General features: G+C 70.1%; 16 protein-coding genes. 7 read left to right on the top strand and 9 right to left on the bottom strand.

The window, feature by feature from the left end; translation table 11 throughout:
- Positions 1–1,571 (bottom strand): ABC-F family ATP-binding cassette domain-containing protein (locus AC1DWC_RS17370; protein WP_477909987.1); only part of this gene is annotated, 1,571 nt, incomplete at its 3' end.
- Positions 1,571–2,500, bottom strand: a complete 930-nt coding sequence (locus AC1DWC_RS17365) for a 4-(cytidine 5'-diphospho)-2-C-methyl-D-erythritol kinase (RefSeq protein WP_477909986.1) — start codon at positions 2,498–2,500, stop codon at positions 1,571–1,573. The genes AC1DWC_RS17370 and AC1DWC_RS17365, both read right to left, overlap by 1 nt.
- Positions 2,501–2,663: 163 nt before the next feature.
- On the opposite strand from AC1DWC_RS17365, the gene AC1DWC_RS17360 reads away from it, so the two are divergent.
- Positions 2,664–3,083, top strand: a complete 420-nt coding sequence (locus AC1DWC_RS17360) for a VOC family protein (protein WP_477909984.1) — start codon at positions 2,664–2,666, stop codon at positions 3,081–3,083.
- Positions 3,084–3,124: 41 nt separating this feature from the next.
- Here the strand turns inward: AC1DWC_RS17360 and AC1DWC_RS17355 are convergent, their stop codons facing one another.
- Positions 3,125–4,516 (bottom strand): WS/DGAT/MGAT family O-acyltransferase, encoded by a 1,392-nt coding sequence (locus AC1DWC_RS17355; protein ID WP_477909982.1) that lies wholly within the window; start codon positions 4,514–4,516, stop codon positions 3,125–3,127.
- 646 nt (positions 4,517–5,162) lie between these two features.
- Here AC1DWC_RS17355 and AC1DWC_RS17350 point away from each other — a divergent pair.
- The gene (locus tag AC1DWC_RS17350; protein ID WP_477909980.1) at positions 5,163–10,652 is read left to right on the top strand and encodes an ATP-binding protein; all 5,490 of its coding nucleotides are present in this window, start codon (positions 5,163–5,165) and stop codon (positions 10,650–10,652) included.
- Between the two features lie 130 nt (positions 10,653–10,782).
- Positions 10,783–11,814 carry a helix-turn-helix transcriptional regulator gene (locus AC1DWC_RS17345; RefSeq protein WP_477909978.1) on the top strand — a complete coding sequence of 344 codons (1,032 nt, stop codon included), beginning with the start codon at positions 10,783–10,785 and terminating at the stop codon, positions 11,812–11,814.
- 24 nt (positions 11,815–11,838) lie between these two features.
- On the opposite strand, the gene AC1DWC_RS17340 is transcribed toward AC1DWC_RS17345, so the two are convergent.
- Entirely contained in the window at positions 11,839–12,030 is a 192-nt protein-coding gene (locus tag AC1DWC_RS17340) for a hypothetical protein (protein ID WP_477909976.1), read from the bottom strand.
- Between the two features lie 606 nt (positions 12,031–12,636).
- On the opposite strand from AC1DWC_RS17340, the gene AC1DWC_RS17335 reads away from it, so the two are divergent.
- From AC1DWC_RS17335 to AC1DWC_RS17325, 3 genes are read left to right on the top strand one after another with little or no spacing between them, the layout of a single operon-like run.
- Complete coding sequence (locus AC1DWC_RS17335; RefSeq protein ID WP_477909974.1) at positions 12,637–12,846, top strand: heavy-metal-associated domain-containing protein; 210 nt, start codon at positions 12,637–12,639, stop codon at positions 12,844–12,846.
- Between the two features lie 8 nt (positions 12,847–12,854).
- Positions 12,855–13,751, top strand: a complete 897-nt coding sequence (locus AC1DWC_RS17330) for a hypothetical protein (protein WP_477909972.1) — start codon at positions 12,855–12,857, stop codon at positions 13,749–13,751.
- Position 13,752: 1 nt separating this feature from the next.
- Positions 13,753–16,029, top strand: coding sequence for a heavy metal translocating P-type ATPase (locus AC1DWC_RS17325; protein WP_477909970.1), 2,277 nt, complete (start codon positions 13,753–13,755; stop codon positions 16,027–16,029).
- A gap of 1,049 nt (positions 16,030–17,078) precedes the next feature.
- On the opposite strand, the gene AC1DWC_RS17320 is transcribed toward AC1DWC_RS17325, so the two are convergent.
- A complete protein-coding gene (locus AC1DWC_RS17320; RefSeq protein ID WP_477909968.1) occupies positions 17,079–17,369 on the bottom strand; it encodes a hypothetical protein in 291 nt (96 codons plus the stop codon).
- 479 nt (positions 17,370–17,848) lie between these two features.
- Here AC1DWC_RS17320 and AC1DWC_RS17315 point away from each other — a divergent pair, with 479 nt between their 5' ends.
- Positions 17,849–17,983 (top strand): hypothetical protein, encoded by a 135-nt coding sequence (locus AC1DWC_RS17315; RefSeq protein WP_477909994.1) that lies wholly within the window; start codon positions 17,849–17,851, stop codon positions 17,981–17,983.
- Between the two features lie 65 nt (positions 17,984–18,048).
- Here the strand turns inward: AC1DWC_RS17315 and AC1DWC_RS17310 are convergent, their stop codons facing one another.
- The 4 genes from AC1DWC_RS17310 to AC1DWC_RS17295 form a co-directional block, all read right to left on the bottom strand.
- Positions 18,049–18,324, bottom strand: a complete 276-nt coding sequence (locus AC1DWC_RS17310) for a hypothetical protein (protein ID WP_477838195.1) — start codon at positions 18,322–18,324, stop codon at positions 18,049–18,051.
- Positions 18,325–18,813: 489 nt separating this feature from the next.
- Positions 18,814–19,260: a hypothetical protein gene (locus AC1DWC_RS17305; protein ID WP_477909966.1), complete on the bottom strand. Its 447-nt coding sequence runs from the start codon at positions 19,258–19,260 to the stop codon at positions 18,814–18,816.
- A 532-nt stretch (positions 19,261–19,792) separates the two neighbouring features.
- Positions 19,793–20,695: a 16S rRNA (adenine(1518)-N(6)/adenine(1519)-N(6))-dimethyltransferase RsmA gene (rsmA, locus tag AC1DWC_RS17300; RefSeq protein ID WP_477909964.1), complete on the bottom strand. Its 903-nt coding sequence runs from the start codon at positions 20,693–20,695 to the stop codon at positions 19,793–19,795.
- A gap of 73 nt (positions 20,696–20,768) precedes the next feature.
- Positions 20,769–21,896, bottom strand: coding sequence for a transglycosylase family protein (locus AC1DWC_RS17295; RefSeq protein ID WP_477909962.1), 1,128 nt, complete (start codon positions 21,894–21,896; stop codon positions 20,769–20,771).
- Positions 21,897–21,989 lie beyond the last annotated feature (93 nt).

The raw sequence follows: 21,989 nt of genomic DNA, 5'->3' as shown, positions 1-21,989 counted from the left end.
TCGCGGGCCGCCGCGGACGCGCCCGAACGCGGCGCCACCTCCGGCGCCGGGCCGGGTCCGGCCAGCGCGGTGACCGCCGCGCGGCGGCGCAGGTACTCCTCGATGCCGCCCGGGAGGTTGGTCAGCTTGCCGTCCCCGAACAGCGCCCAGGTGCTGTCGCAGAGACGCTCGATCAGGTACCGGTCGTGGCTGATCACGACCATGGTCCCGGCCCAGCCGTCGAGGATGTCCTCGAGCTGCTGGAGGGTGTCGATGTCCAGGTCGTTGGTCGGCTCGTCGAGGAGCAGCACGTTCGGCTCGGACATCAGCACTCGCGTCAGCTGCAGCCGGCGGCGCTCGCCACCGGAGAGGTCGCCGACCGGGGTGCGCTGCCGGGCCGGCGTGAAGCCCAACCGCTCGGCCAACTGTCCGGCCGAAACTTCCTTGTCCCCCAAGGTGATCCGCTCGGCGATGTCCTTGACCGCCTCGAGCACCCGCATCTTGACGGGCAGGTCGTCGAGCTCCTGACGGAGCCAGCCGATCTTGACGGTCTGCCCCTGGATACGGCGACCCGACGCGGGTTCGAGCTCACCGGCGAGGGTCCGCAGCAGGGTGGTCTTGCCCGAGCCGTTGACGCCGACCAGACCGATCCGCTCGCCGGGGGCGAGCCGCCAGGTCAGGTCGTGCACCAGTTCGCGGCCGTCGGGCGTGGTCAGCCGCGTGTCCTCGAGCTCGATGACGACCTTGCCCAGCCGGCGCTGCGCGAAGGTGGCCAGGGCGACGTTGTCGCGGGGCGGCGGCACGTCCGCGATCAGCGCCTCGGCGGCCTCGATCCGGTACTTCGGCTTGGAGGTGCGCGCGGGGGCGCCGCGCCGCAGCCATGCCAGCTCCTTGCGGGCCAGGTTGCGACGGCGCTCCTCGGAGGCGTCTGCCTGCCGGGAGCGCTCCGCGCGGGCGAAGATCCAGTCGTTGTAGCCACCCTCGTAGCTCTCGACCTTGCCGCCCACCACCTCCCAGGTGCGGTTGGCGACGGTGTCGAGGAACCAGCGGTCGTGGGTGACGACGACCAGCGCGCTGCGCCGCGACACCAGGTGCTCGGCCAGCCACTGCACGCCCTCGACGTCGAGGTGGTTGGTGGGCTCGTCGAGGACCAGCAGGTCCAGGTCCTGCACCAGTGCCGCTGCCAACGCCACCCGCCGGCGCTCGCCGCCGGAGAGCCCCTCGACGCCCCGGTCCAGGCCCACGGAGTCGATGCCGATCCCGGCCAGGATGGAACGGATCCGGGCATTGCCGGCCCACTCGTGCTCGGCCACCCCGAGCGGGGCCAGCACCACGTCCGCGACGGTGGATCCGGCGGGCAGCACCCCGCGCTGGGTGACGACGGCCATCCGCAGGCCGCCGACCCGGCTGACCCGGCCTGAGTCCGGTGCCTCGATGCCGGCCAGCACCTCGAGCATGGTGGTCTTGCCGCCGCCGTTGAGGCCGACGACGCCGATCCGTTCGCCCTCCTGCACGCCGAGGGAGACGGAGTCCAGCAAGGGTGCGATGCCGAACGACTTCGACACCTGCTCGAGGTTGACCAGGTTTGCCATCAGTGCTCCGTCTCGTGGGTAATGACGCGGGCGCCGGGCACCGGTCCGTGCGCGATCCGCACGGTCCGGCACACTCCGGCGCCTGCCAGTTCGGCGCCGACCGCGACCGCGGCCTCGGCGTCGGCGCAGAGAAATGCGCAGGTGGGCCCGGAGCCGGAGACAATCCCGGCGAGGGCGCCTGCGTTGGTGCCTGCACGCAGGGTGCGGCGCAGCCCCGGCGCGAGTGAGAGCGCCGCCGGCTGCAGGTCGTTGCCGAGCAGTGGGGCCAGCGTCGCGGCGTCCCCGGAGGCCAGGGCGTGCATGAGGTCCTCGGCTCCGCCGAGCCGTGGCGGGTTGCCGTCGGCGCGCAGCCGATCCAGTTCCCGGAACACCGTCGGCGTGCTCAGCCCACCCTTCGCGAGCGCAAGCACCCAGTGGAAGGTGTTGCGGGACAACACCGGAAGCAGTTGCTCGCCGCGGCCGGTGCCGAGCGCGGTGGCCCCGTGCAGGGAGAACGGCACGTCGCTGCCGAGACGGGCGGCGAACTCGACGAGCTCGGCGCGGTCGAGTCCGAGCTCCCACAGCGCGTCGAGCGCGACCAGGGTGGCCGCGGCGTCCGCGCTGCCACCCGCCATCCCGCCGGCAACGGGGATGCCCTTGCGGATGCTGATCGCGACGTCGGGACGACGTCCGGCGTGCTCGGCCAGCAACTCCGCCGCCTGCCACACCAGGTTCCGGTGGTCGGTGGGGACCGCCCGCGCGTCCTCGCCGTGGACCTCGACCGACAACTCGCCGGCGTCCGACACCCGGACGTCGTCGCTGAGCGAGAGCGCCTGGAACACGGAGGTCAGTTCGTGGTAGCCGTCTTCGCGCAGGTCACCGACCCCGAGGTGGAGATTCACCTTGGACGGTGCCCGGACGATCACCGGACTGGGGACAACTGACAGCACAAGTCCCCAGCCTAGTGGACGAAACGACGCCCTCCGACCGTCGGAGTTCGGCCGCCGCCGGCAACCGCGGGCAGGGGCGACAATGGACGGGCACGTCCGGCGGGTACGGCCACCTGCGGCGAGCATTGTCCGCGGTCGCGCCCGACGACCCGAAGGAGTCGACATGTCCGATCCCGACGATCGTGCCGCGTCCGTGGTGCCGCGCCCCGCGGCGCTGCCGTACCTCTGCGCCCACGACGCTCGCCGCGCCGCCGAGTGGTACGCCCAGGTCTTCGACGCACGGATGGACGGCGAACCGGTGGAGATGCCCGACGGCCGGATCGGACACTGCGAACTGCGCATCGGCGACGGCACGCTCTACCTGGCCGACGAGTTCCCGGAGATCGGTGTCGTCGCGCCGACAACGGGCGCGGCCGCGGTGAGCCTGATGCTGCCGGTGGCCGACACCGACGCAACCCTGGAACGGGCCCGGGGAGCAGGTGCCCGCGTCGAGCAGGAGCCCGCGGACGCGCACGGGCACCGCGGCGCCACCCTCGTCGACCCGTTCGGCCACCGGTGGATGCTCGCCGGGCCGCTCCGCTGACTGCGGAGCGGGCGCTACAGCCCGTGACTGCGGAGCGGGCGCTACAGCCCGAAGGCCTCCTCGAGCCCGACGAGCTCGTCGTCGAGGTGACCGAGGAGCGGCGCGAGCGCGGGCACGCTGCGTCGGCAGCCGGTGAGCCCGAACGCGATCTCGTCGTCGGTACTGGTGCAGGTGATGTTGAGCGCCTGCCCGTGCACGGGAATGGACAGCGGGTACAGCGCCGTCATCCGGGCACCGTTCCAGTACAGCGGCGTCGCGGGGCCGGGCACGTTGGAGATCATCACGTTGGCGGGGCGGATCGGCCCGCCGCGGCCCAGCATCATGCCCATCGCCAGGGGGGCGGCACCGAGCGCACTCATCGCGAGGATCTGCGACGAGGTCCGGGTGCGCATCGAGTCCTTGCCCTGTCGCATCGACTCGCCGATCGCGGCGAGCCGCTCCACCGGGTCCACCCGATCGGTGGCCAGGCTGCAGGTCAGCAGCCCGATCTCGTTGCCCGACTTGCCTTCCTGGCGTTCACGCCGCAACGAGACCGGCACCATCGCGACCAGCGACTCGGCGGGCAGTTCGTCGAGCTGGTCGAGGTACCCGCGCAGGGCGCCCGCGCACATCACCAGGACCACGTCGTTGACGGTGGCATCGGCGTGCTTGGCGACCAGCCGGAGCCGTTCGAGCGGCCAGGACCGTGCCGCGAACCGTCGGGCCCCGCCGATCGGCACGTTGAACATCGACCGCGGCGCCGCCAGCGAGAGGGCGCCGCCCCGCTCGTGTAGGGCACGGTCGACGGTGCCGACGAGGGCCGGGACCATCCCCGCGACCTCCCCCATCACTCCCCCGAAGGTGCGCAACGCAGCACCGGCTGCCTTCCCCACCGGGTTTGCGCCGTCGTCGACCGCCGTCGACCGGGACGCGCCCTCGATCGGTTCCCAGGGCGCCGGCATGCCGCGGACGTCGGGGTCCGTGCTCAGCGCCCCACGCAGCATCCGCATCGCGGAGACTCCGTCGGCCAGCGCATGGTGGATCTTCGTGTACACCGCGAGACGGCCGTCGGCGAGACCCTCGATCAGGTGCATCTCCCACAGCGGCCGGCCCCGGTCCAGCAGTCCCGCGTGCAGCCGGGACACCAGGTCCATCAGCTCCGCCATCCCACCCGGCTGCGGAAGCGCGCTGTGCCGCACGTGGTGGCCGAGGTCGACATCGACGTCCGCCTCCCAGCCCCACTGGCCGAGCGAGGTCACCGACCGCCGGGCGCGGCGGCGCAGTTTCGGCGACACCTCACCCCGGGCCATCGCGTCGTCGAGCATCGCGCGCAGGTCCCACGCGTCGGCCCCGTCCGCCGGCTGCAGCAGCACCAGCCCACCGACGTGCATCGGATGCTCCCTCGTCTCGCCGAGCAGGAAAACCGCATCTGCGGGGGACATCGGAAGCAGCATCGCCCAACACCTTTCTTGTCGATCGGCAGCAGGACCCCACACTTCCGAGGGGGGCGGCGCGTCACGACGGCCTCGCGCCACAGGGACGCTGTGAGCTGGATCACGAGCGCGATCCAGTACCGTTTTACATCACAAAGGCACCCGCATCCACCTGGGCAAACGTCCAGGGCGAGCGCCGACCGGGCGGCCCCGCGCGGGCCCGCGCGCGMGCGCCGACACGGTCGCCGACTCGATACTCGCGGTCACAGCAAGATCGCCGTCCCGATCTCCGTCTGGCGCAAAAATGCTACTGGCGAGTACGCGGAAAACTACTCGGAAGTAGGTTTTTCGAGCCTCTCCGGAGGCTGAAAATGTCCGCCAAATCGATTGTGCGACTGCATATTTGATGAACCGGGCGAACGACATGACATCGGCCCCGAAATAATGCATGCTGGCACACAGGCAGGGCCGCGCAATGACGCCGGCTGGGGGCCGAAAGTTCCTCAGGATTCATCGCCATCGCATCGCAATCGCGAGCGCGGTCGAATTCCCTGTGCGTCCAATTTGGCGCGACCCAACCTCGTCCGAATGGGCGCGGCCCGACCCGTTACCACGGCACGGTCGAGAAACTTCTTCGAGAAGAGGCACAAGAACGGTGGCAAAAGGGATGTTCACACGGATTGCAGTGGTCAACCGGGGCGAGGCGGCCGTACGCCTGATTCGCGCCGTCCGGGAGCTCAACGCCGAGCACGACTACGGCATCACGACGATCGCCCTGCACACGGAGGCCGAGCGACGGGCCATGTTCGTCCGGCAGGCAGACGAGGGTGTCACCCTCCGTCCCTCCGCGACCGCCGCGACGCCCTACCTCGACCACGCCGAGCTCGAGCGCGCCCTGGTCGAAGCCAAGGCCGACGCCGTCTGGGTCGGCTGGGGCTTCGTCGCCGAGGACCCCGCGTTCGCGGACCTGTGCGCCCGGCTCGGCATCACCTTCATCGGCCCCTCCGGCGACGCCATGCGTCTGCTCGGCGACAAGGTCGAGGCCAAGCTGCTCGCCGAGAAGGTCGGCGTGCCGGTGGCGCCGTGGTCCGGCGGCCCCGTCGAGACCCGCGCCGACGCCCGACGCCACGCCCAGGCGATCGGCTACCCCCTGATCATCAAGGCCCGCTCCGGCGGCGGCGGCCGCGGCATCCGCAAGGTGTTCGCCGAGGAGGAGCTCGAGCTCGCCCTCGAGCGCACCCAAGGCGAGGCCGAGCGGTCCTTCGGCGACCCGGTCGTGTTCATCGAACGGCTGGTCACCGAGGCCCGCCACGTCGAGGTGCAGGTGATCGCCGACGCCCACGGCAACGTCTGGGCCCCCGGCGTCCGCGACTGCTCGATCCAGCGCAAGAACCAGAAGGTCATCGAGGAGTCCGCCTCGCCGCTGCTGTCCAAGGAGCAGGCCGACCACCTGCGCACCGTCTCCGCGGACCTGGTCCGCGCCGCCGGCTACTGCGGCGCCGGCACCGTCGAGTACCTCTACCAGCCCTCGCAGGGCCTGTTCACCTTCCTCGAGGTGAACACCCGCCTGCAGGTCGAGCACCCGATCACCGAGGCCACCACCGGCATCGACCTGGTCAAGCTGCAGATCCAGGTCGCGGGCGGCGCCCCCCTGGTCGGCGACTGCCCGCCCGAGTTCGGCCACGCCGTCGAGGCCCGCCTCAACGCGGAGGACGCCGACAACGGCTTCGCCCCCGCCCCCGGCACGGTGCAGCTGCTCAAGTTCCCGCTCGGCTCCGGCCTGCGCGTGGACACCGGCATCGCCCAGGGCGACGTCATCCCGTCCGACTACGACTCCATGGTCGCCAAGGTCATCGCCTGGGGCCGCGACCGCTCCGAGGCGCTCGCCCGGCTGCGCACCGCGCTCCGCGAGACCACCGTCGTCCTCGCCGGCGGCACTACCACCAAGTCCTTCCTGCTCGACCTGCTGGACCGCGAAGAGGTGATCACCGCCAGCGCCGACACCGGCTGGCTGGACCGCACCGGCGCCGGCACCGTCAGCGGCCCGACGCGCCTCGCCTCCGTCGCGCTGCTCGCCACCGCGATCGGCGTCTACGACGCCGAGGACGCCCGCGAACGCACCAGCTTCCTCGCCTCCGCCCGCGGCGGCCGGCCCCGCACCAAGAACACCGTCGGCCGGCCGGTCGAGCTGACCTACCAGGGCCAGGCCTACCAGCTGGTCGTCGGCCAGATCGGTCCGCACCGCTACGTGGTGGACGGCGACAGCGGCGAGGTCGAGGTCGACGTCGACCGGCTCGGCGAGTTCGAGCGACGGCTCGTCATCGGCGGGCGGCGACACCACGTGGTGTCCGTCACCGGACCCGCGCACCACCTCGTCGAGGTCGACGGCATCAGCCACCAGATCAGCCAGGACGAGGCCGGCGTGGTCCGCGCCCCGTCGCCCGCCGTCGTGGTCGCCATTCCCGTCGCCGTCGGCGACGAGGTGGAGGCCGGCGCCACGCTGGTGGTGCTCGAGGCCATGAAGATGGAGACCGCGATCCGGGCCCCGTACGCCGGCCAGGTCCGCGAGGTGCTGGCCGTGGTCAACGCCCAGGTCGACGCCGGCGCCCCGCTGCTGCGGGTCGACCAGGTGGCCGAGGAGACGGTGACCGAGAAGGCCCCGCGGGTCGAGTTCGTCGCGCCCGCCGCCCGCGACCGTGACGACCTCACCGAGGCCCTGGTCCGGCTCGACACGCTGACCGCGATGATCACCGGCTACGACGTCGACGCCGCCCGGGCCAAGGCCCTGCTCGCCGAGTTCGAGGAGCTGCGGGCCCGGGTGCCCGAGTCCGACGCCACCCTGGTGCAGGCCGAACTCGCCGTGCTGACCACGTTCGCGGACCTGTGCGAGCTCTCTCGCAACCGGCCCACCGCCGGCAAGGAGGACACGGTCGAGCGCGTGCACAGCCCGCGTGAGCACTTCCACTCGTTCCTGCAGTCGCTCGACGTGGACGTCGAGGGACTTCCGGATTCCTTCCGCGCCAAGCTTTCCCGGTCGCTGCTGCACTACGACGTGGCCGAGCTCGACCGCACGCCGGAGCTCGAGGAGGCCGTCCACCGGATCTTCGTCGCCCAGCAGCGGATGGAGACCCAGGTGCCGATCGTCGCGGCACTGCTCTCCCGCTGGCTGCGCGACGGCCGGGTCGACACCGAAACCTGCCCCGCACTCTCCGAGGTGCTGGACCGGCTGGTCGTCGCCACCCAGGCCCGCTTCCCGCTGATCGGCGACGTGGCCCGCAACATCCAGTTCCGGATCTTCGACGAGCCGGTGGTGCTCAAGGCCCGCGAGCAGATCTACGACGGAGTCCGCGGCAGCCTCCAGTTCCTGGCCGAACACCCCGGCTCGGCCGACCGTGACGCCCGGATCGACGCCATGGTCGACACCCCGGAGCCGCTCGTCGGGCTCCTCGCCGACCCCGGTTCCACCGCCGCGGATCTGCTCGAGGTGGTCACCCGCCAGTACTACAAGATCCGCGGCCTCTCCGACGTCAAGTCCGTCGGCGGGCACGGGCTGCCCTGTGTCACGGGCACTTTCGAGCTGTCGGGCGAGCAGTTGAACCTGGTCTCGGTGACCGCGGACCGTACCCGGCTGACCGAGGCCCTGGCCGTGGTCGACGCCGTGGCGGGACCGGCGCCGACCAACCTGGTCGTCGACCTGTACCTGACGTGGCCCGAGGCCCCGGCCGACGGCGACGCCCTCGCGCAGTCCCTGCACCAGGCCCTGCAGGCGCATCCGGGTGCCGCCCGTTGGCGGCGCGTCACCGTCACCGTGGCCACCCCCGGTGCGATCACGGTGCAGCGCGTGGTGACGTTCCGCCCTGCGCCGCAGCCGGATTCGGGTCTGGTCGAGGACAAGATCATCCGCGACATGCATCCGCTCACCGCGCAGCGCCTGGACATGTGGCGGCTGAAGAACTTCGAGGGCACCCGGCTGCCCGCGCCCGCCGACACGTTCCTGTACCACCTCGTCGCCAGGGAGAACCCCGCCGACGAGCGGCTGATCGCGATGGCACAGGTGCGCGACCTGACGCTGCAGTTCGACGCCGACGGCGAGATCGCCGCCGCACCCGCCATCGAGCGGGCCGTCGCGTCGTGCCTCAACGGCATCCGCCGGGTCCAGGCCCAGCGCGGCAAGAAGCGCATCGACAACAACCGGGTCGTGCTGTACGTCTGGCCGAAGTTCGAGGTGTCCGCGGACCGGATCGCCCGGATCGCGCAGCACGTCGCCCCGCTCACCGTCGGCGCGGGCCTCGAGCAGCTGACCATCATCGGCCGGCTGCAGGAGTCGCCGAACACCAAGGCACGTCAGGTGGCGGTGCGCTTCTCGTACCGCTCGGGTGCCGGACTGCAGGTCGCGGTCACCGAACCGCCGACCGAGCCGCTCAAGCCGCTCGACGAGTACACCCAGAAGGTCCAGCGCTCGAAGGCTCGCGGCACCGTCTACCCGTACGAGTTGATCCCCGCGCTGTCCGCTGGCGGCAGCTTCGTCGAGTACGACCTCGACGAGACCGGCACCGCCCTGGCGCCGGTGGATCGCCCGTACGGCCGCAACACCGCGGGCCTGATCGTCGGCCTGGTGTCCACCCCCACCACGCGTTACCCCGAGGGCATGACGCGGGTCGCGCTGTTCGGCGACCCGACCAAGGCGCTCGGCACCGTCGCCGAGGCGGAGTGCTCGCGCCTCGTCGCCGCGATCGACCTCGCGGAATCGATCGGCGCGCCGATCGAGTGGTTCGCCCTGTCGTCCGGCGCCACCATCTCGATGGAGTCCGGCACCGAGAACATGGACTGGGTCTCGCGCGGGCTGCGCCGGATCATCACGTTCACCCAGAACGGCGGCGAGATCAACGTGATCGTCGCGGGCATCAACGTCGGCGCCCAGCCGTACTGGAACGCCGAGGCCACCATGCTCATGCACACCAAGGGCATCCTGGTGATGACCCCGGAGAGCGCGATGGTGCTGACCGGCAAGCAGTCGCTCGACTACTCGGGCGGCGTCTCGGCCGAGGACAACTTCGGCATCGGCGGCTACGACCGCGTGATGGGCCCGAACGGCCAGGCGCAGTACTGGGCGCCGAACCTGACGGCCGCCGTCGAGGTGCTGTTCGGTCACTACGAGCACGCGTACCTCGGTGCGGGTGAACGCTTCCCGCGCAAGGCGGAGTCGACGGACCCGGTCGAGCGGGACATCCGCAGCTACCCGCACGTGCACCCGTCCAGCGAGTTCAAGACGGTCGGCGAGATCTTCTCGAGCGCCACGAACCCGGACCGCAAGAAGCCGTTCGACATCCGCACGGTGATGCGCTCGGTGGTCGACCAGGACCACGCGGTGCTCGAGCGCTGGGCCGACATGGCCGACGCCGACACCTCGGTGGTCTTCGACGCGCACCTGGGCGGCAATGCCGTGACCGTCATCGGCATCGAGTCCCGGGCGATCGCCCGCAAGGGCTGGTTCCCCACCGACGGACCGGACCAGTGGACCTCGGGCACGCTGTTCCCGCGCTCGTCGAAGAAGACGGCCCGCGCGATCAACGCCGCCAGCGGCAACCGGCCCGTCGTGGTGCTGGCCAACCTGTCCGGCTTCGACGGCTCCCCGGAGTCGCTGCGGAACCTGCAGCTCGAGTACGGCGCCGAGATCGGCCGGGCCATCGTCAACTTCGACGGTCCGATCGTGTTCGTGGTGATCTCGCGCTACCACGGCGGCGCATTCGTGGTGTTCTCCGGGGCGCTGAACGAGAACATGGAGGTGCTCGCGGTCGAGGGCTCGTTCGCCTCGGTGCTCGGCGGCGCGCCCGCCGCGGCCGTGGTGTTCACCCGCGACGTCAACGCCCGCACCGCCGCGGATCCCGGCATCCGCGACCTCGAGGCGCAGCTGGCCGCCGCAAGCGAGGACGCCGAGCGCGCCCGCATCCGGGTCGCCCTCGGGGCCGAGCGGTCGGCCGTCCGGTCCGCGAAGCTGGGCGAGGTGGCCGCCGAGTTCGAGGCGATCCACAACATCGACCGCGCCCGCGAGGTCGGCTCGGTGCACGCGATCGTCCCGTCCGCGGACCTGCGGCCGCGCCTGGTCGACGCCGTCGAGCGTGGCATGGCACGGACGCTGGCGCAGTCCGCGGAGTGACCCGCAGGACGGAGCACCTTCACAGGTGCCGGGCCTCAGTGCTTTCGGAACCCGAGCTCTCGGAACCCGAGCTTTCGGAACCCGACGATCGAGGACAGCACCTGTCCGCGATCGGTGGCAGGGTGAACCCATGCGCGAGACCTCGGCGAGACTGCTCCGGCTGCTGTCACTGCTGCAGATGCGCCAGGAGTGGGCCGGCGCGGACCTCGCCGAGCGGCTGGCCGTCACCACCCGTACCGTCCGCCGCGACGTGGACAAGCTGCGCGACCTCGGCTACCCGGTCGACGCCCACGTCGGCGTCGGCGGCGGCTACCGGCTGGGTGCGGGCGCGCAGATGCCGCCGCTGCTGCTCGACGACGAGGAGGCGGTGGCCGTCGCGTTCGCCCTGCAGTCCGGCGCGGTCGGGCCGGTGGAGGGCATCGGGGACGCCGCGCTGCAGGCGCTGACCAAGCTGCGGCAGGTGATGCCGTCGAGGCTCCGGCACCGCCTCGACGCCCTGCGGATCGAGGTGGTGCCGCAGGGTCCGGCGCCCTCGGCCGTCGACGCGAAGGTACTCACCGGCCTGGCCACCGCCTGCCACGCCCACGAACGGCTGCGCTTCGACTACCTCGCCCACGACGGCACGCCGACCCGACGGGAGGTCGAGCCGCACCGACTGGTGCGCTCGGGCGCCCGCTGGTACCTCGTCGCCTGGGACCTGCGCCGCGCCGACTGGCGCTCGTTCCGGGTGGACAGGATGACGCCGAAGACGCCCACCGGCCCCCGATTCACGCCCCGTGAACTGCCCGCCGGTGACGCCGCGGACTTCGTCTCCCGCGGCATCGGCCGGGCGCTGGCGCAGGCCCGGGCCCGGGTGCTGCTGGACGCGCCGATCGAGCAGATCGCGCCGATGGTCGACGAGTTCTGGGGCGCGGTCGAATCGGTCGACGAGCACAGCTGCGTGGTGGAACTTCGCGGCGAGTCACTGCCGGGCATCGCCGGCTGGCTCACCGCGTTCGGCGTCGGCTTCACCGTGCAGGACCCGCCGGAGCTGCGCGAGGAGTGCCGCCGGCTGGCGCAGCGGCACGCCGCCGTCAGCGAGCAGTACCGCCGGGCCGCGGACGCACCCTCGCCTGCAACGCCGCGAGCGCGCACCCGGCGACGCACCGCAGCACGGCCCTGAGCCTGGGGTCGTCCAGCCGCGCAGTCACCGTCGCCCGGGCCACAGGATCGTCACCGACTCGAGCTCTGATGCCGGCACCCGCGAGCCGCGCAGCGTGAGCGCCGCCAGAGCGGCCCCGACGAGCGCGATCACCACGGCGACCACGAAGGCTGCGGAGAACCCGTCGGTCAGCGCGCCCAGGTCCCCCAGCTCACTGATACCCCTCGCAGGTCCCATGGCAGGAATTCGGTATGTCACTTCCGTTTGCCACGTAATAGACAAGGAGGACCGGGACGACGATCGCATTGAAAAGCGCCTCCTGAACCCCGTCGCTGGATCCGGTGGGGGCTGCGACGGATTCGGCCGGCAGGAGTGGTCCGGCGGGGGCGGCGGCCGCGACACCGGACCCGGCAACGATGCCACCGGCCAGCACGGCCGATGCGACAACCATGGAAGCGAAACGGCCCGCCTTGGGACTACGCATATCTTGATGCTCCGATCAGTTGGTGACGGTCATGGAAGCTTCGGCAGCATCGGATCTCACAGATCCCACATGCGCCGCGAGTCACCCTACCGACGAAGACCACGCCGCATACAGGAAACACATACTGTTGTCGCACAGGATAATTCGTTGAACACAACGCCCGCGGCACGGGCGCGTTCCAGGTGACGCCACGAGCACCTGCCGCCACACGATCACCACGCGCGGCCAATCCCCCTCCGGGCGCCAGTTCACAAAGATCGCGACCCCAGAGGTTGCGTCAGGTACCCCCCAGGGGTATGTTCGTCTCCCGTAAGCCCTACCCCCCATCGGTATGGGATACTGAACCCGAGGAGATTGACATGGAGATCGCCAACTACACCGTCACCGGCATGACCTGCGGACACTGCGCCGGTTCCGTGCGCGAAGAGGTCGGCAAGCTCGACGGGGTCACCGACATCGCCGTCGACGTCCCGAGCGGCCGCCTCACCGTCACCAGTTCCGCGCCCCTCGCGCCCGCCGCCGTACTCGGCGCGGTCGAAGAGGCCGGATACGCCGCCAGCCCCGCCTAGGAGCGGTCATGAAAACCTCCACCACACTCGTCGCCTACACCGGGGGGCTCGCCGTGATCTTCGCGGCGGCCCTCGGGGTGGGCGCCGTCACCGGGAGCCCGATCGACATGTCGAACGACCACACCGGCCACACCACTACGACCACCATCGACGCCGGCCACGCCGACCACGCCGCCGCCGGCCCGGCCACCCCCGCCGGCCTGCAGGCCTCGGAGCAGGGCTACACCCTCTCGGAGATCACGGCCCCGGCCGAGGCGAACCGCCCCGGCACCCTCGCCTTCCGGATCCTCGGTCCGACCGGGGACCCCGTCACCGCCTTCGACTTCCAGCACGAGAAGAGGCTGCACCTGATCGTGGTCCGCACAGACACCAGCGGATTCCGGCACGTGCACCCGACGCTCGCCGCCGACGGCACCTGGTCGGTCGACTGGGCCTGGGACCGCGCCGGCAGCTACCGGGTGTTCGCCGACTTCCAGGCGACCGGCGGACCCGCACTCACCCTCGGCCGGGGCGTCGACGTCGCCGGCGAGTTCGTCCCCGAGGCCGTGCCGGCGGAGTCCCGGGTCGCCGAGGTCGACGGCTACCGGGTCACCCTCGACGGCGACGTGAGCACCGCCGGAGGCCCGCTGCGCCTGAGCGTCTCGCGCGACGGCGCACCGGTGACCGACCTGCAGCCCTACCTCGGCGCCTACGGGCACCTGGTCGCGCTGCGCAACGGCGACCTCGCCTACCTGCACGTGCACCCGCAGGGCGAACCGGGAGACGGCGTCACCCCCGCGGGGCCCGACGTCACCTTCCACGCCCAGGCACCGAGCGCCGGAACCTACCGACTGTTCCTCGACTTCCAGCACGAGAACGTGGTCCGCACAGCGGAATTCACGGTCGCCACCCACGAAGGCCACTGACATGAGCGCCGAGTACCTCGTCCCCACCGCACCCGCGTCCACCGACAGCATCGAACTCGCCATCGGCGGCATGACCTGCGCATCCTGCGCCGCCCGCATCGAGAAGCGGCTCAACAAGCTCGACGGCGTCACCGCGACGGTGAACTACGCCACCGAGAAGGCCAAGGTCGTGCTCGACGACGCCGCCGCCGCGCTGTCCCCCGCCGACCTCGTCGCCGAGGTCGAGAAGGCCGGGTACTCGGCGACCGTGCCCACCCCGCCCGCGCAGCATCAGGATGCGGCCACCTCGGACGACACCGACGACGAGCCGTCCCGGGCGCTGGCCGCGCTGCGGACCCGGCTGATCGTCGCGACCGTGCTCTCGGTCCCGGTGATCGCGATGGCGATGGTGCCCGCGCTGCAGTTCACCAACTGGCAGTGGCTCTCGCTGACCCTGGCCGCGCCGGTCATCGTGTGGGCGGGCCTGCCGTTCCACCGCGCCACCTGGACGAACCTGCGGCACGGCGCCGCCACCATGGACACCCTGATCACGGTCGGCACGTCCGCCGCGTTCCTCTGGTCGCTTTACGCACTGTTCTTCGGCACCGCCGGCACCCCCGGCATGACCCACGCCTTCGAGCTGACCATCGGACGCTCCGACGGCGCGGCCAACATCTACCTCGAGGTCGCCGCCGGCGTCATCACCTTCGTGCTGGCCGGACGCTACTTCGAGCAGCGGTCCAAGCGGCAGGCCGGAGCGGCGCTGCGGGCGCTGCTGGAACTGGGCGCCAAGGAGGTCTCGGTTCTGCGCGACGGTCGTGAGACCCGCATCCCCGCAAGCGAACTCGCGGTCGGCGAGGAGTTCGTGGTCCGTCCGGGCGAGAAGATCGCCACCGACGGCGTCGTCACCTCGGGCCGTTCCGCCGTGGACCTGAGCATGCTCACCGGCGAGTCGGTGCCGGTCGAGGTCGAGGCCGGCGACGCCGTCGTCGGCGCCACCGTCAACGCCGGTGGCCGGCTAGTGGTCCGGGCGACCCGCGTCGGCGCCGACACCCAGCTCGCGCAGATGGCGGCGCTGGTGGAGGACGCGCAGAACGGCAAGGCCGACGTGCAGCGCCTGGCGGACAAGATCGCCGGTGTGTTCGTGCCGATCGCCATCGCGATCGCCGTGGCCGCACTGGGCTACTGGATCGGCACCGGCAACCCGCTCGAGATGGCCTTCACCGCCGCCGTCGCGGTGCTGATCATCGCCTGCCCCTGCGCCCTCGGGCTCGCCACGCCGACCGCGCTGCTGGTCGGCACCGGGCGCGGCGCGCAGCTCGGCATCCTGATCAAGGGACCCGAGGTGCTCGAGTCGACCCGCAAGGTCGACACCATCGTGCTCGACAAGACGGGCACGGTCACCACCGGCGTGATGACCCTGCAGGACGTGATCGTCGCCGACGGCGTCGACCGCGCCGAGGCGCTGCTCCTGGCCGGGGCGCTCGAACATGCCTCCGAGCACCCCATCGCCCGGGCCGTCTCCGCCGCGGCCGCCGCCGAGGGTGAGCTCCCCTCGGTGGAGGGCTTCGAGAACGTCCCCGGCCGCGGCGTGCAGGGCGTCGTCGACGGACACTCCGTCGTCGCCGGCCGCACCGCGCTGCTCGAGGACTGGTCGCAGCACCTGCCGGAGTCGCTGGAGCGGGCCAAGCTCGAGGCCGAACGGGCCGGTGGCACCGCCATCGCCGTCGGCTGGGACGGGGCGGCCCGCGCCGTCCTGGTGGTCGCCGACGCGATCAAGGAGACCAGCACCGAGGCGATCGCGCAGTTCCGCAGTCTCGGGCTCGAACCGGTGCTGCTCACCGGCGACAACGAGGCCACCGCACGGACCGTCGCGGACCGGGTGGGCATCTCGACCGTGCTGGCCGAGGTCATGCCGTCGGACAAGGTGGACGTGATCAAGGACCTGCAGGCCCGCGGCAAGGTGGTCGCGATGGTCGGCGACGGCGTCAACGACGCGGCCGCCCTGGCCCAGGCCGACCTGGGACTGGCGATGGGCACCGGCACCGACGTGGCCATCGAGGCCAGCGACATCACCCTGGTCCGCGGCGACCTGCGCTCGGCCGCCGACGCCATCCGGCTCTCCCGCCGGACGCTCGGGACCATCAAGGGCAACCTGTTCTGGGCCTTCGCCTACAACGCCGCGGCGATCCCGCTGGCCGCGGCCGGCCTGCTCAACCCGATGCTGGCAGGCGCCGCGATGGCGTTCTCGAGCGTCTTCGTGGTGAGCAACAGCCTGCGGTTGCGCCGGTTCAAGTAGAGGCAGCTTCGCTGCCCGTGCGCGCTGTGCACCCTGGTTGGGGTGACAGCGCGCACAGTCGCGTGAGCGTGCGACGACCGCGCGCGTTGCACTTGACGACGGCGAAGTCGGGATCCGAAGGCAGTCGCCAATTCTCGCCGACGAAGAAACTGTCAAGGTCGCCGCGCAGGGTACGCAGCAACCAGGCGGTGCTGATGCCCCACCGCGGCCAGGACGGATCGTCATCGAAGGTGTTGCGGCGAGCAACGGCCTGCAACTTCGGCCGTTCTGGAAGTCGCAACTTCGCAGCCCGTGTGACGACTGGTTGCAGGCCTGACCAGATCGGTGCCTAGCGCATCACCTGAGCAGATTGCACGGACCCAATCCGTGCCACTTACTGGTTATTGCAGATTTCCCCCCATACCCCGACCGGGGTCTCCAAGCCCCAAAGCCACCATGACGTAGTACCAGATCAAGCCTTCGGCAGAACCCATGACAAAGCCCCCTTCAACAGTGGTACCCGACGATGCCTCCCACGGCACCTGCCGGGCGCGCCGACTCGGCGCTAGGCGGCAGCCTACACAGACCGCGCGGCCCGGTCCCTGATTCGAATTACCTGCAGCATTTGACTATTCGTCAAACACAAACGAACCGGCAGGATTGGGCCGGACGTCACCAAACGCACAACGCGGCGGCGCTTCTCACATACCTGCCAGCAACGTCGTCCGATGCTGCGCGGGATCATCGCGACACCGAGTCGATCCGAATACTGTTGCTTCGCAGAGCTGATCGTCAGACAGGACGGGCGCCCGGAGATCCCCGGACACCCGTCGTCGTGCGACTGCCGTCAGTCACCGAGGCCGGGTTCAGAGGAATGGACTCACCCCAAACAGTTGGCGCCCGTCCGTACGGGCATGCCCACTTGCCGAACGACTGATACTGCTGACCCCCACTCGAATACTGTTGCTACACGTGACAATTAGTTGACCGCTACCGGACCCGGGCGAACCCAAGCAGGATCACAGCGACGTCGAGAGTCTCGCGGAGACTGGGCTCGGCAGCCACCCTCACTACCCCTGCGCCGGGCAGGGACCCTGGCACCCGGGGGGCATCATCCCGGTCGATTCCAGGATGATCCGCAAGGGAAGAAACGCGATTATGATCCCGTCGGCGATGATCGCTTGGGCGACATGGATCGGATCCGGATCGACTAATACGGCGTCCACGACGAGCGAACCCGTTTCGGGGAACGACTCGGTGGATGCGGCGGCGGCAGCGCCAGCTCCGGAGGCAAAACCACCGACCAGCATCCCGGACGCGACAACGAGGGATGCGATACGACGCTTGTTGGGACCGAACATTCAAAGGCTCCAATCGTTTGAAGAGTTCGCACATGCAGCGATGCTCCTGCGGACGCGCCGACACCATGCGGCTCACCCGGCGCCGCGCAAACATACATCGCAGGATTGAGACCAGTGCAGGATTTCGAATATGACTGCCATACTTGATAATTGGTCGAACACTACGCATCGCGAGCGGAAGCGGAGACAGCTCCCGTGGCGTCGAGCGACCCATGCCCGCCAGACCGTGCCGGCGAGCCGCGCAAAGGCCGCAACGTCGAGTGTCTCGCCGCGGCGCGACGGGCCGATGCCCGCCGTGACCAGCACCTCACCAAAGAAGCAGGCCTTGACGTTGGGAATCCCGCAGATCTTGGTGCCCGGGCGGCGGCGAGACGGTCCGCAACCTCGGCCCGCCCCGGCACCCGGGGCCTGTTACCCCGGTGGATCCCAGGTGATCCACAAGGGATGTTGATCCCGAAGTAGATGATCGCTCGGACGGCATGGATCGGATCCGGGCGGCGGCGATCCCGCTGGCCGCGGCCGGCCTGCTCAACCCGATGCTGGCCGGCGCGGCGATGGCGTCCTCGAGCGTCTTCGTGGTGAGCAACAGCCTGCGGCTGCGCAGATTCAAGTAGCAGCGGCTGCTCGGGCTTGCGCGCGTTTTGTACCCCGACTGGGGTACAAAACGCGCACAAGCGCGTCAACGAATACCGGCGCCATCCCAAGGTTCATGACTTGCGGTTCCCAGCAAGATGATCGGAGCGGCGATCAAAATACCGAGAGATTGGATGGGATTCTCCATGAAATCCATTGATCCGGTGGCCATGAACAGCCTGGCCACCTCCATTGATCCGGTGGCGACGGACCCGGCCGGCAGGAGGGATCCGGCGGGTGCCGCGGACGCAACGCCTGACCCGGCGGCGAGGCCACCGCTCAGGACTGCCGATACAAGAATCGTGGCTGCGAGACGACGCATGTACAAACTCCATTCGGTGACGACGATTTGGTCGCGCGTATCGTCGGCGCCGAGAAGGCACCGTCGACCAGAACGCTTTGCGTCACCGGACAGATGAAGGATCCGCCCGGTGCAGAAATCTACATACTGTTGCTACACTGGATAATTCGTTAGACGGAACAGAATCCCGACCGTGATCGCGGTCGGCTGGGACGGCAGCGCACGGACCCCTGATGGTGGTCCCTGACGCCGTCAAACCCATCATCGACGAGGCTTCCAAGTCCAAGGGTCCGATGAGGAAGACCTCACCGGCCGGGACGGCGGCGGTGTGTTCCAGCTCCGTGATCGCGCGGTCGAGGATCACCTGACCCGACCGCGCGTGGACAACCTCCGCACCCACAGAAACCTTGTCCGCGTTGGACTCTCACGTCAAGGTGCGCGACCTCACCGGACCGGATCGACGTCTGCCGCGGCTGGGCACTGCTGACGCCCTCACCAGGCCGGACGTCACTACTGCCCTGGGCAGATACCCCTGCAGCCATTGTCATATATCCCGGTGGATCCCAGGACGATCCACAAGGGAATATTGATCGCGTAGAAGATGACCGCTTTGGCGACATGGACCGGATTCGGGTCACTGAAGATGACCTCAACGGAGGATGCATTGTCCTCGGTGGATGCGGCAGCGATGCCAGATCCAGCGGTGAGGCCGCCGGCCAACACGGCCGACGCGACAACAAGTGATGCGATACGACGCCCCACGAATCTTGACATGACGAAGCCCCCTTCGAAATCGATGACCCGACCATCACAGCGTGCGTGGTCGTCAGCGCCGACCCGGGCGCCGTTCAGGAGCATAGACACAAATGCCCCAACGCGTACCGGCATTCGAGTATCCGTGCAGCCCTTGTCGATGCGTTTAATGCAACGAATCAACAAGGGCTGCTTCACATTCACGGGGCGGGAACCGCGAGGCCCATAAATGCGACGATCTATCGGACGCACCGGACTACGCATCATTGACTACTGATTGCACTCGAAGTGGCCGCAGGGGCTGGCACTCCCGGTTGCCACCAGAAGCTTGTAACCCACAGTGCTCACAAGAAGGTCCAGGCGGGAAGCGATGTCCCCGCCATCCACGAATCCAGCGGGGCGGGCGGCGACGGATTCGGCCGACAGGAGCTGGTTTGCGGGTGCCGCAGACGCGGTGCCGGAACCGGCGGCGATGCCACCGGTCAGCGCCGCCGAGACGAGGACCGCAGCCGCAAGACGACGCATCGTGGGACGAGGCATGTACGAACTCCATTCCGAGACGACGATTGGATCGCGCATCGGCCGCGTCGAACTACGCCGACACTGAGCACACTTCGCGTCACCGTACAGAGGACGAGCAGGCCCGATGCGGAAATTCGCATACTGTTGCCGCACTTGGCAATTCGTTTAACGCAACTGAACGCCGGGGGTGCCGGTTCCCGGCGTCAGAGCCGGGTCATCCGATCGGATCGGACGGCTCGACCGCGGCCAGTCGCACGAACGCGGCCGCGTCGAGAGTTTCGCCGCGGGCGGACGGCGCGATGCCGGCCGCGACCAGCCGGCGCTCGGCCTCCACCGGCGAGCCGGCCCACCCGGCCAGCGCGGCGCGGAGGGTCTTGCGGCGCTGCGCGAAGGCCGCATCGACGACCGCGAAGACCCGTTTGCGGTTCTCCTCGTCGATCGGCCACGGCGCGGTGGCGTAGCGGTCCACCCGGACCAGGCCGGAGTCCACCTTCGGCACCGGCCAGAACACATGCGGCCCGACGGACCCCGCGCGGCGCACCTCACCGAAGAAGCAGGCCTTGACGCTGGGGATGCCGTAGATCTTGCTGCCCGGGGCGGCGGCGAGGCGGTCCGCGACCTCTGCCTGCACCATCACCAGCGCCGTGCGCAGGCTCGGGAACTCACAGAACAGGTGCAGCAGCACCGGCACCGCGACGTTGTACGGCAGGTTCGCCACCAGTGCCGTCGGCGCGGCGGGCAGGTCCGCGGGCATCACCTTCATCGCGTCCGCGCCCACCACGGTGAGCCGGTCCGCGAGTTCCGGGGCCCGCTCGGCCGCCGTCTTCGGGAGCCGTGCGGCGAGCACCGGGTCGATCTCCACCGCGATCACCGAGTCGACCACGTCCATCAGCGCAAGTGTCAGCGAGCCCAGACCGGGGCCCACCTCGAGCACCACGTCGTCGCGGCCGACGCCGGCCGTGTTCACGATGCGGCGCACGGTGTTGGCGTCGTGCACGAAGTTCTGGCCGAGCTGTTTGGTGGGGCGTACCCCGAGCTCGGCGGCGAGCGCGCGCACCTCGACGGGTCCCAGCAGGCCGGCCTGACCACGCGGTGCGTTCACGTCGGGGGTTGTCACAGGGGGTTCACCTCGGCGTTTGTCACAGCAGTGAACCTATCGCCTCGCGTGAGCTGGCAGGAAATCCGGCGGTTCAGCGCACACCGAGTCGGGACGAGCAGGACGGCCAGGCGCCCCAGCCCTGGGTCCGCTGGGTCTGGGTGGCGATGGCGATCTGCTCCTCGCGGGTGGCCAGGTCGGCGCGCGGCGCGTACTTCAGTCCGCCCTGACGCTCCCAGGTGTTCTGGTCGAACTGCACGCCGCCGTAGAAGCCGTTGCCGGTGTTGATGGCCCAGTTGCCCGTCGCCTCGCACTTCGCCAGCGCATCCCAGGTGGACCCGTTGGTGACCTCGGGCACCTCGGTGCCCGGCTTGGCGCCGACCCGGACGACCTTGGCCTGACCGGGGGTGGTGACAACCTTGCCGACCTCGGTACGGGAGGTCTCGACGCCGTTGACCAGGGTCACCGCGAAGGTCACGTCGTGCACGCCCGGGGCGCCCGGGTTCTCCACCACGGTGCGGCTCATGTTCATCGTCGGGTCCTCGATCCGCTGCGGCTCCGGCTCGAACGGCAGCGTCTCGGTGCGGTTCTCGGTGCGGGTACGGGTGACCGTCACCTGCATGCCCTCGGTGACCGGGGCGTCGGCGGCGGGTTCGACGGTGTCGGCCGCCCCGAGCGGCGCGCCCTGCGCGTCGAGCAACTCGCCGACGGTGGGGGCCGCCAGCCTCACCTCGGCCGGGGCCGCGCCGCCGTCGACCAGGCGCACCAGCTTCGGGCTGACCACGTCGAGGTTCGCGCCGTCGAGCGGCAGGCGCTGCGACCGCGACGCCGAGACGTGGACGTCGTCGCCCAGCCGCTCCTGCGAGAGCGCATCGTCGACGGTCAGTGCCGTGGTCCACACGGTCCGCGGCTGCCCGTCGACGTTCAGGGTCAGCTCGCGGGCCCGGCGCAGCACCACCGTCTGCCCGTCGGTCACCTTGGCGCCGATCGAGGGGGCCACCACGTCCTTGTCGCCGACCGAGTACCCGGCGTCCGCGAGCACCCCGGTCACGTCGCGGGACATGGTGCTCAGCGCGATGGTCTCGCCGTCCACGTCCAGGGTGACCGTCTTGTGCGAGAGCACCGCGAGCCCACCACCCGCCAGCAGCGTCAGCAGCAGTGCGCCGACGACGAGCCGAAGGGCCGGCGAGTTGGACTTGTTGATCCGATCGAGACGCGACACACGAATTCCTGAGGCTGTTCGGTAACTGGATGACAACATCCAGCCTTATTCGGTCACAGTACGGTAACGAGAGAACGACGGTCCGGCAACCAG

The organism is Rhodococcus sp. P4_C10 (genome assembly GCF_056402135.1).
This window is presented reverse-complemented; position numbering and strand designations above follow the sequence as displayed.

What these genes read in the sequence shown, in the direction of transcription:
- AC1DWC_RS17310 (WP_477838195.1), bottom strand. Translation starts at nt 18,324, where the DNA reads ATGCGTCGTCTCGCAGCCACGATTCTTGTATCGGCAGTCCTGAGCGGT.
- AC1DWC_RS17360 (WP_477909984.1), top strand. Translation starts at nt 2,664, where the DNA reads ATGTCCGATCCCGACGATCGTGCCGCGTCCGTGGTGCCGCGCCCCGCG.
- AC1DWC_RS17320 (WP_477909968.1), bottom strand. Translation starts at nt 17,369, where the DNA reads ATGTTCGGTCCCAACAAGCGTCGTATCGCATCCCTCGTTGTCGCGTCC.
- AC1DWC_RS17315 (WP_477909994.1), top strand. Translation starts at nt 17,849, where the DNA reads ATGGATCGGATCCGGGCGGCGGCGATCCCGCTGGCCGCGGCCGGCCTG.
- AC1DWC_RS17355 (WP_477909982.1), bottom strand. Translation starts at nt 4,516, where the DNA reads ATGCTGCTTCCGATGTCCCCCGCAGATGCGGTTTTCCTGCTCGGCGAG.
- AC1DWC_RS17335 (WP_477909974.1), top strand. Translation starts at nt 12,637, where the DNA reads ATGGAGATCGCCAACTACACCGTCACCGGCATGACCTGCGGACACTGC.
- AC1DWC_RS17345 (WP_477909978.1), top strand. Translation starts at nt 10,783, where the DNA reads ATGCGCGAGACCTCGGCGAGACTGCTCCGGCTGCTGTCACTGCTGCAG.
- AC1DWC_RS17340 (WP_477909976.1), bottom strand. Translation starts at nt 12,030, where the DNA reads ATGGGACCTGCGAGGGGTATCAGTGAGCTGGGGGACCTGGGCGCGCTG.
- AC1DWC_RS17330 (WP_477909972.1), top strand. Translation starts at nt 12,855, where the DNA reads ATGAAAACCTCCACCACACTCGTCGCCTACACCGGGGGGCTCGCCGTG.
- AC1DWC_RS17350 (WP_477909980.1), top strand. Translation starts at nt 5,163, where the DNA reads ATGTTCACACGGATTGCAGTGGTCAACCGGGGCGAGGCGGCCGTACGC.
- AC1DWC_RS17325 (WP_477909970.1), top strand. Translation starts at nt 13,753, where the DNA reads ATGAGCGCCGAGTACCTCGTCCCCACCGCACCCGCGTCCACCGACAGC.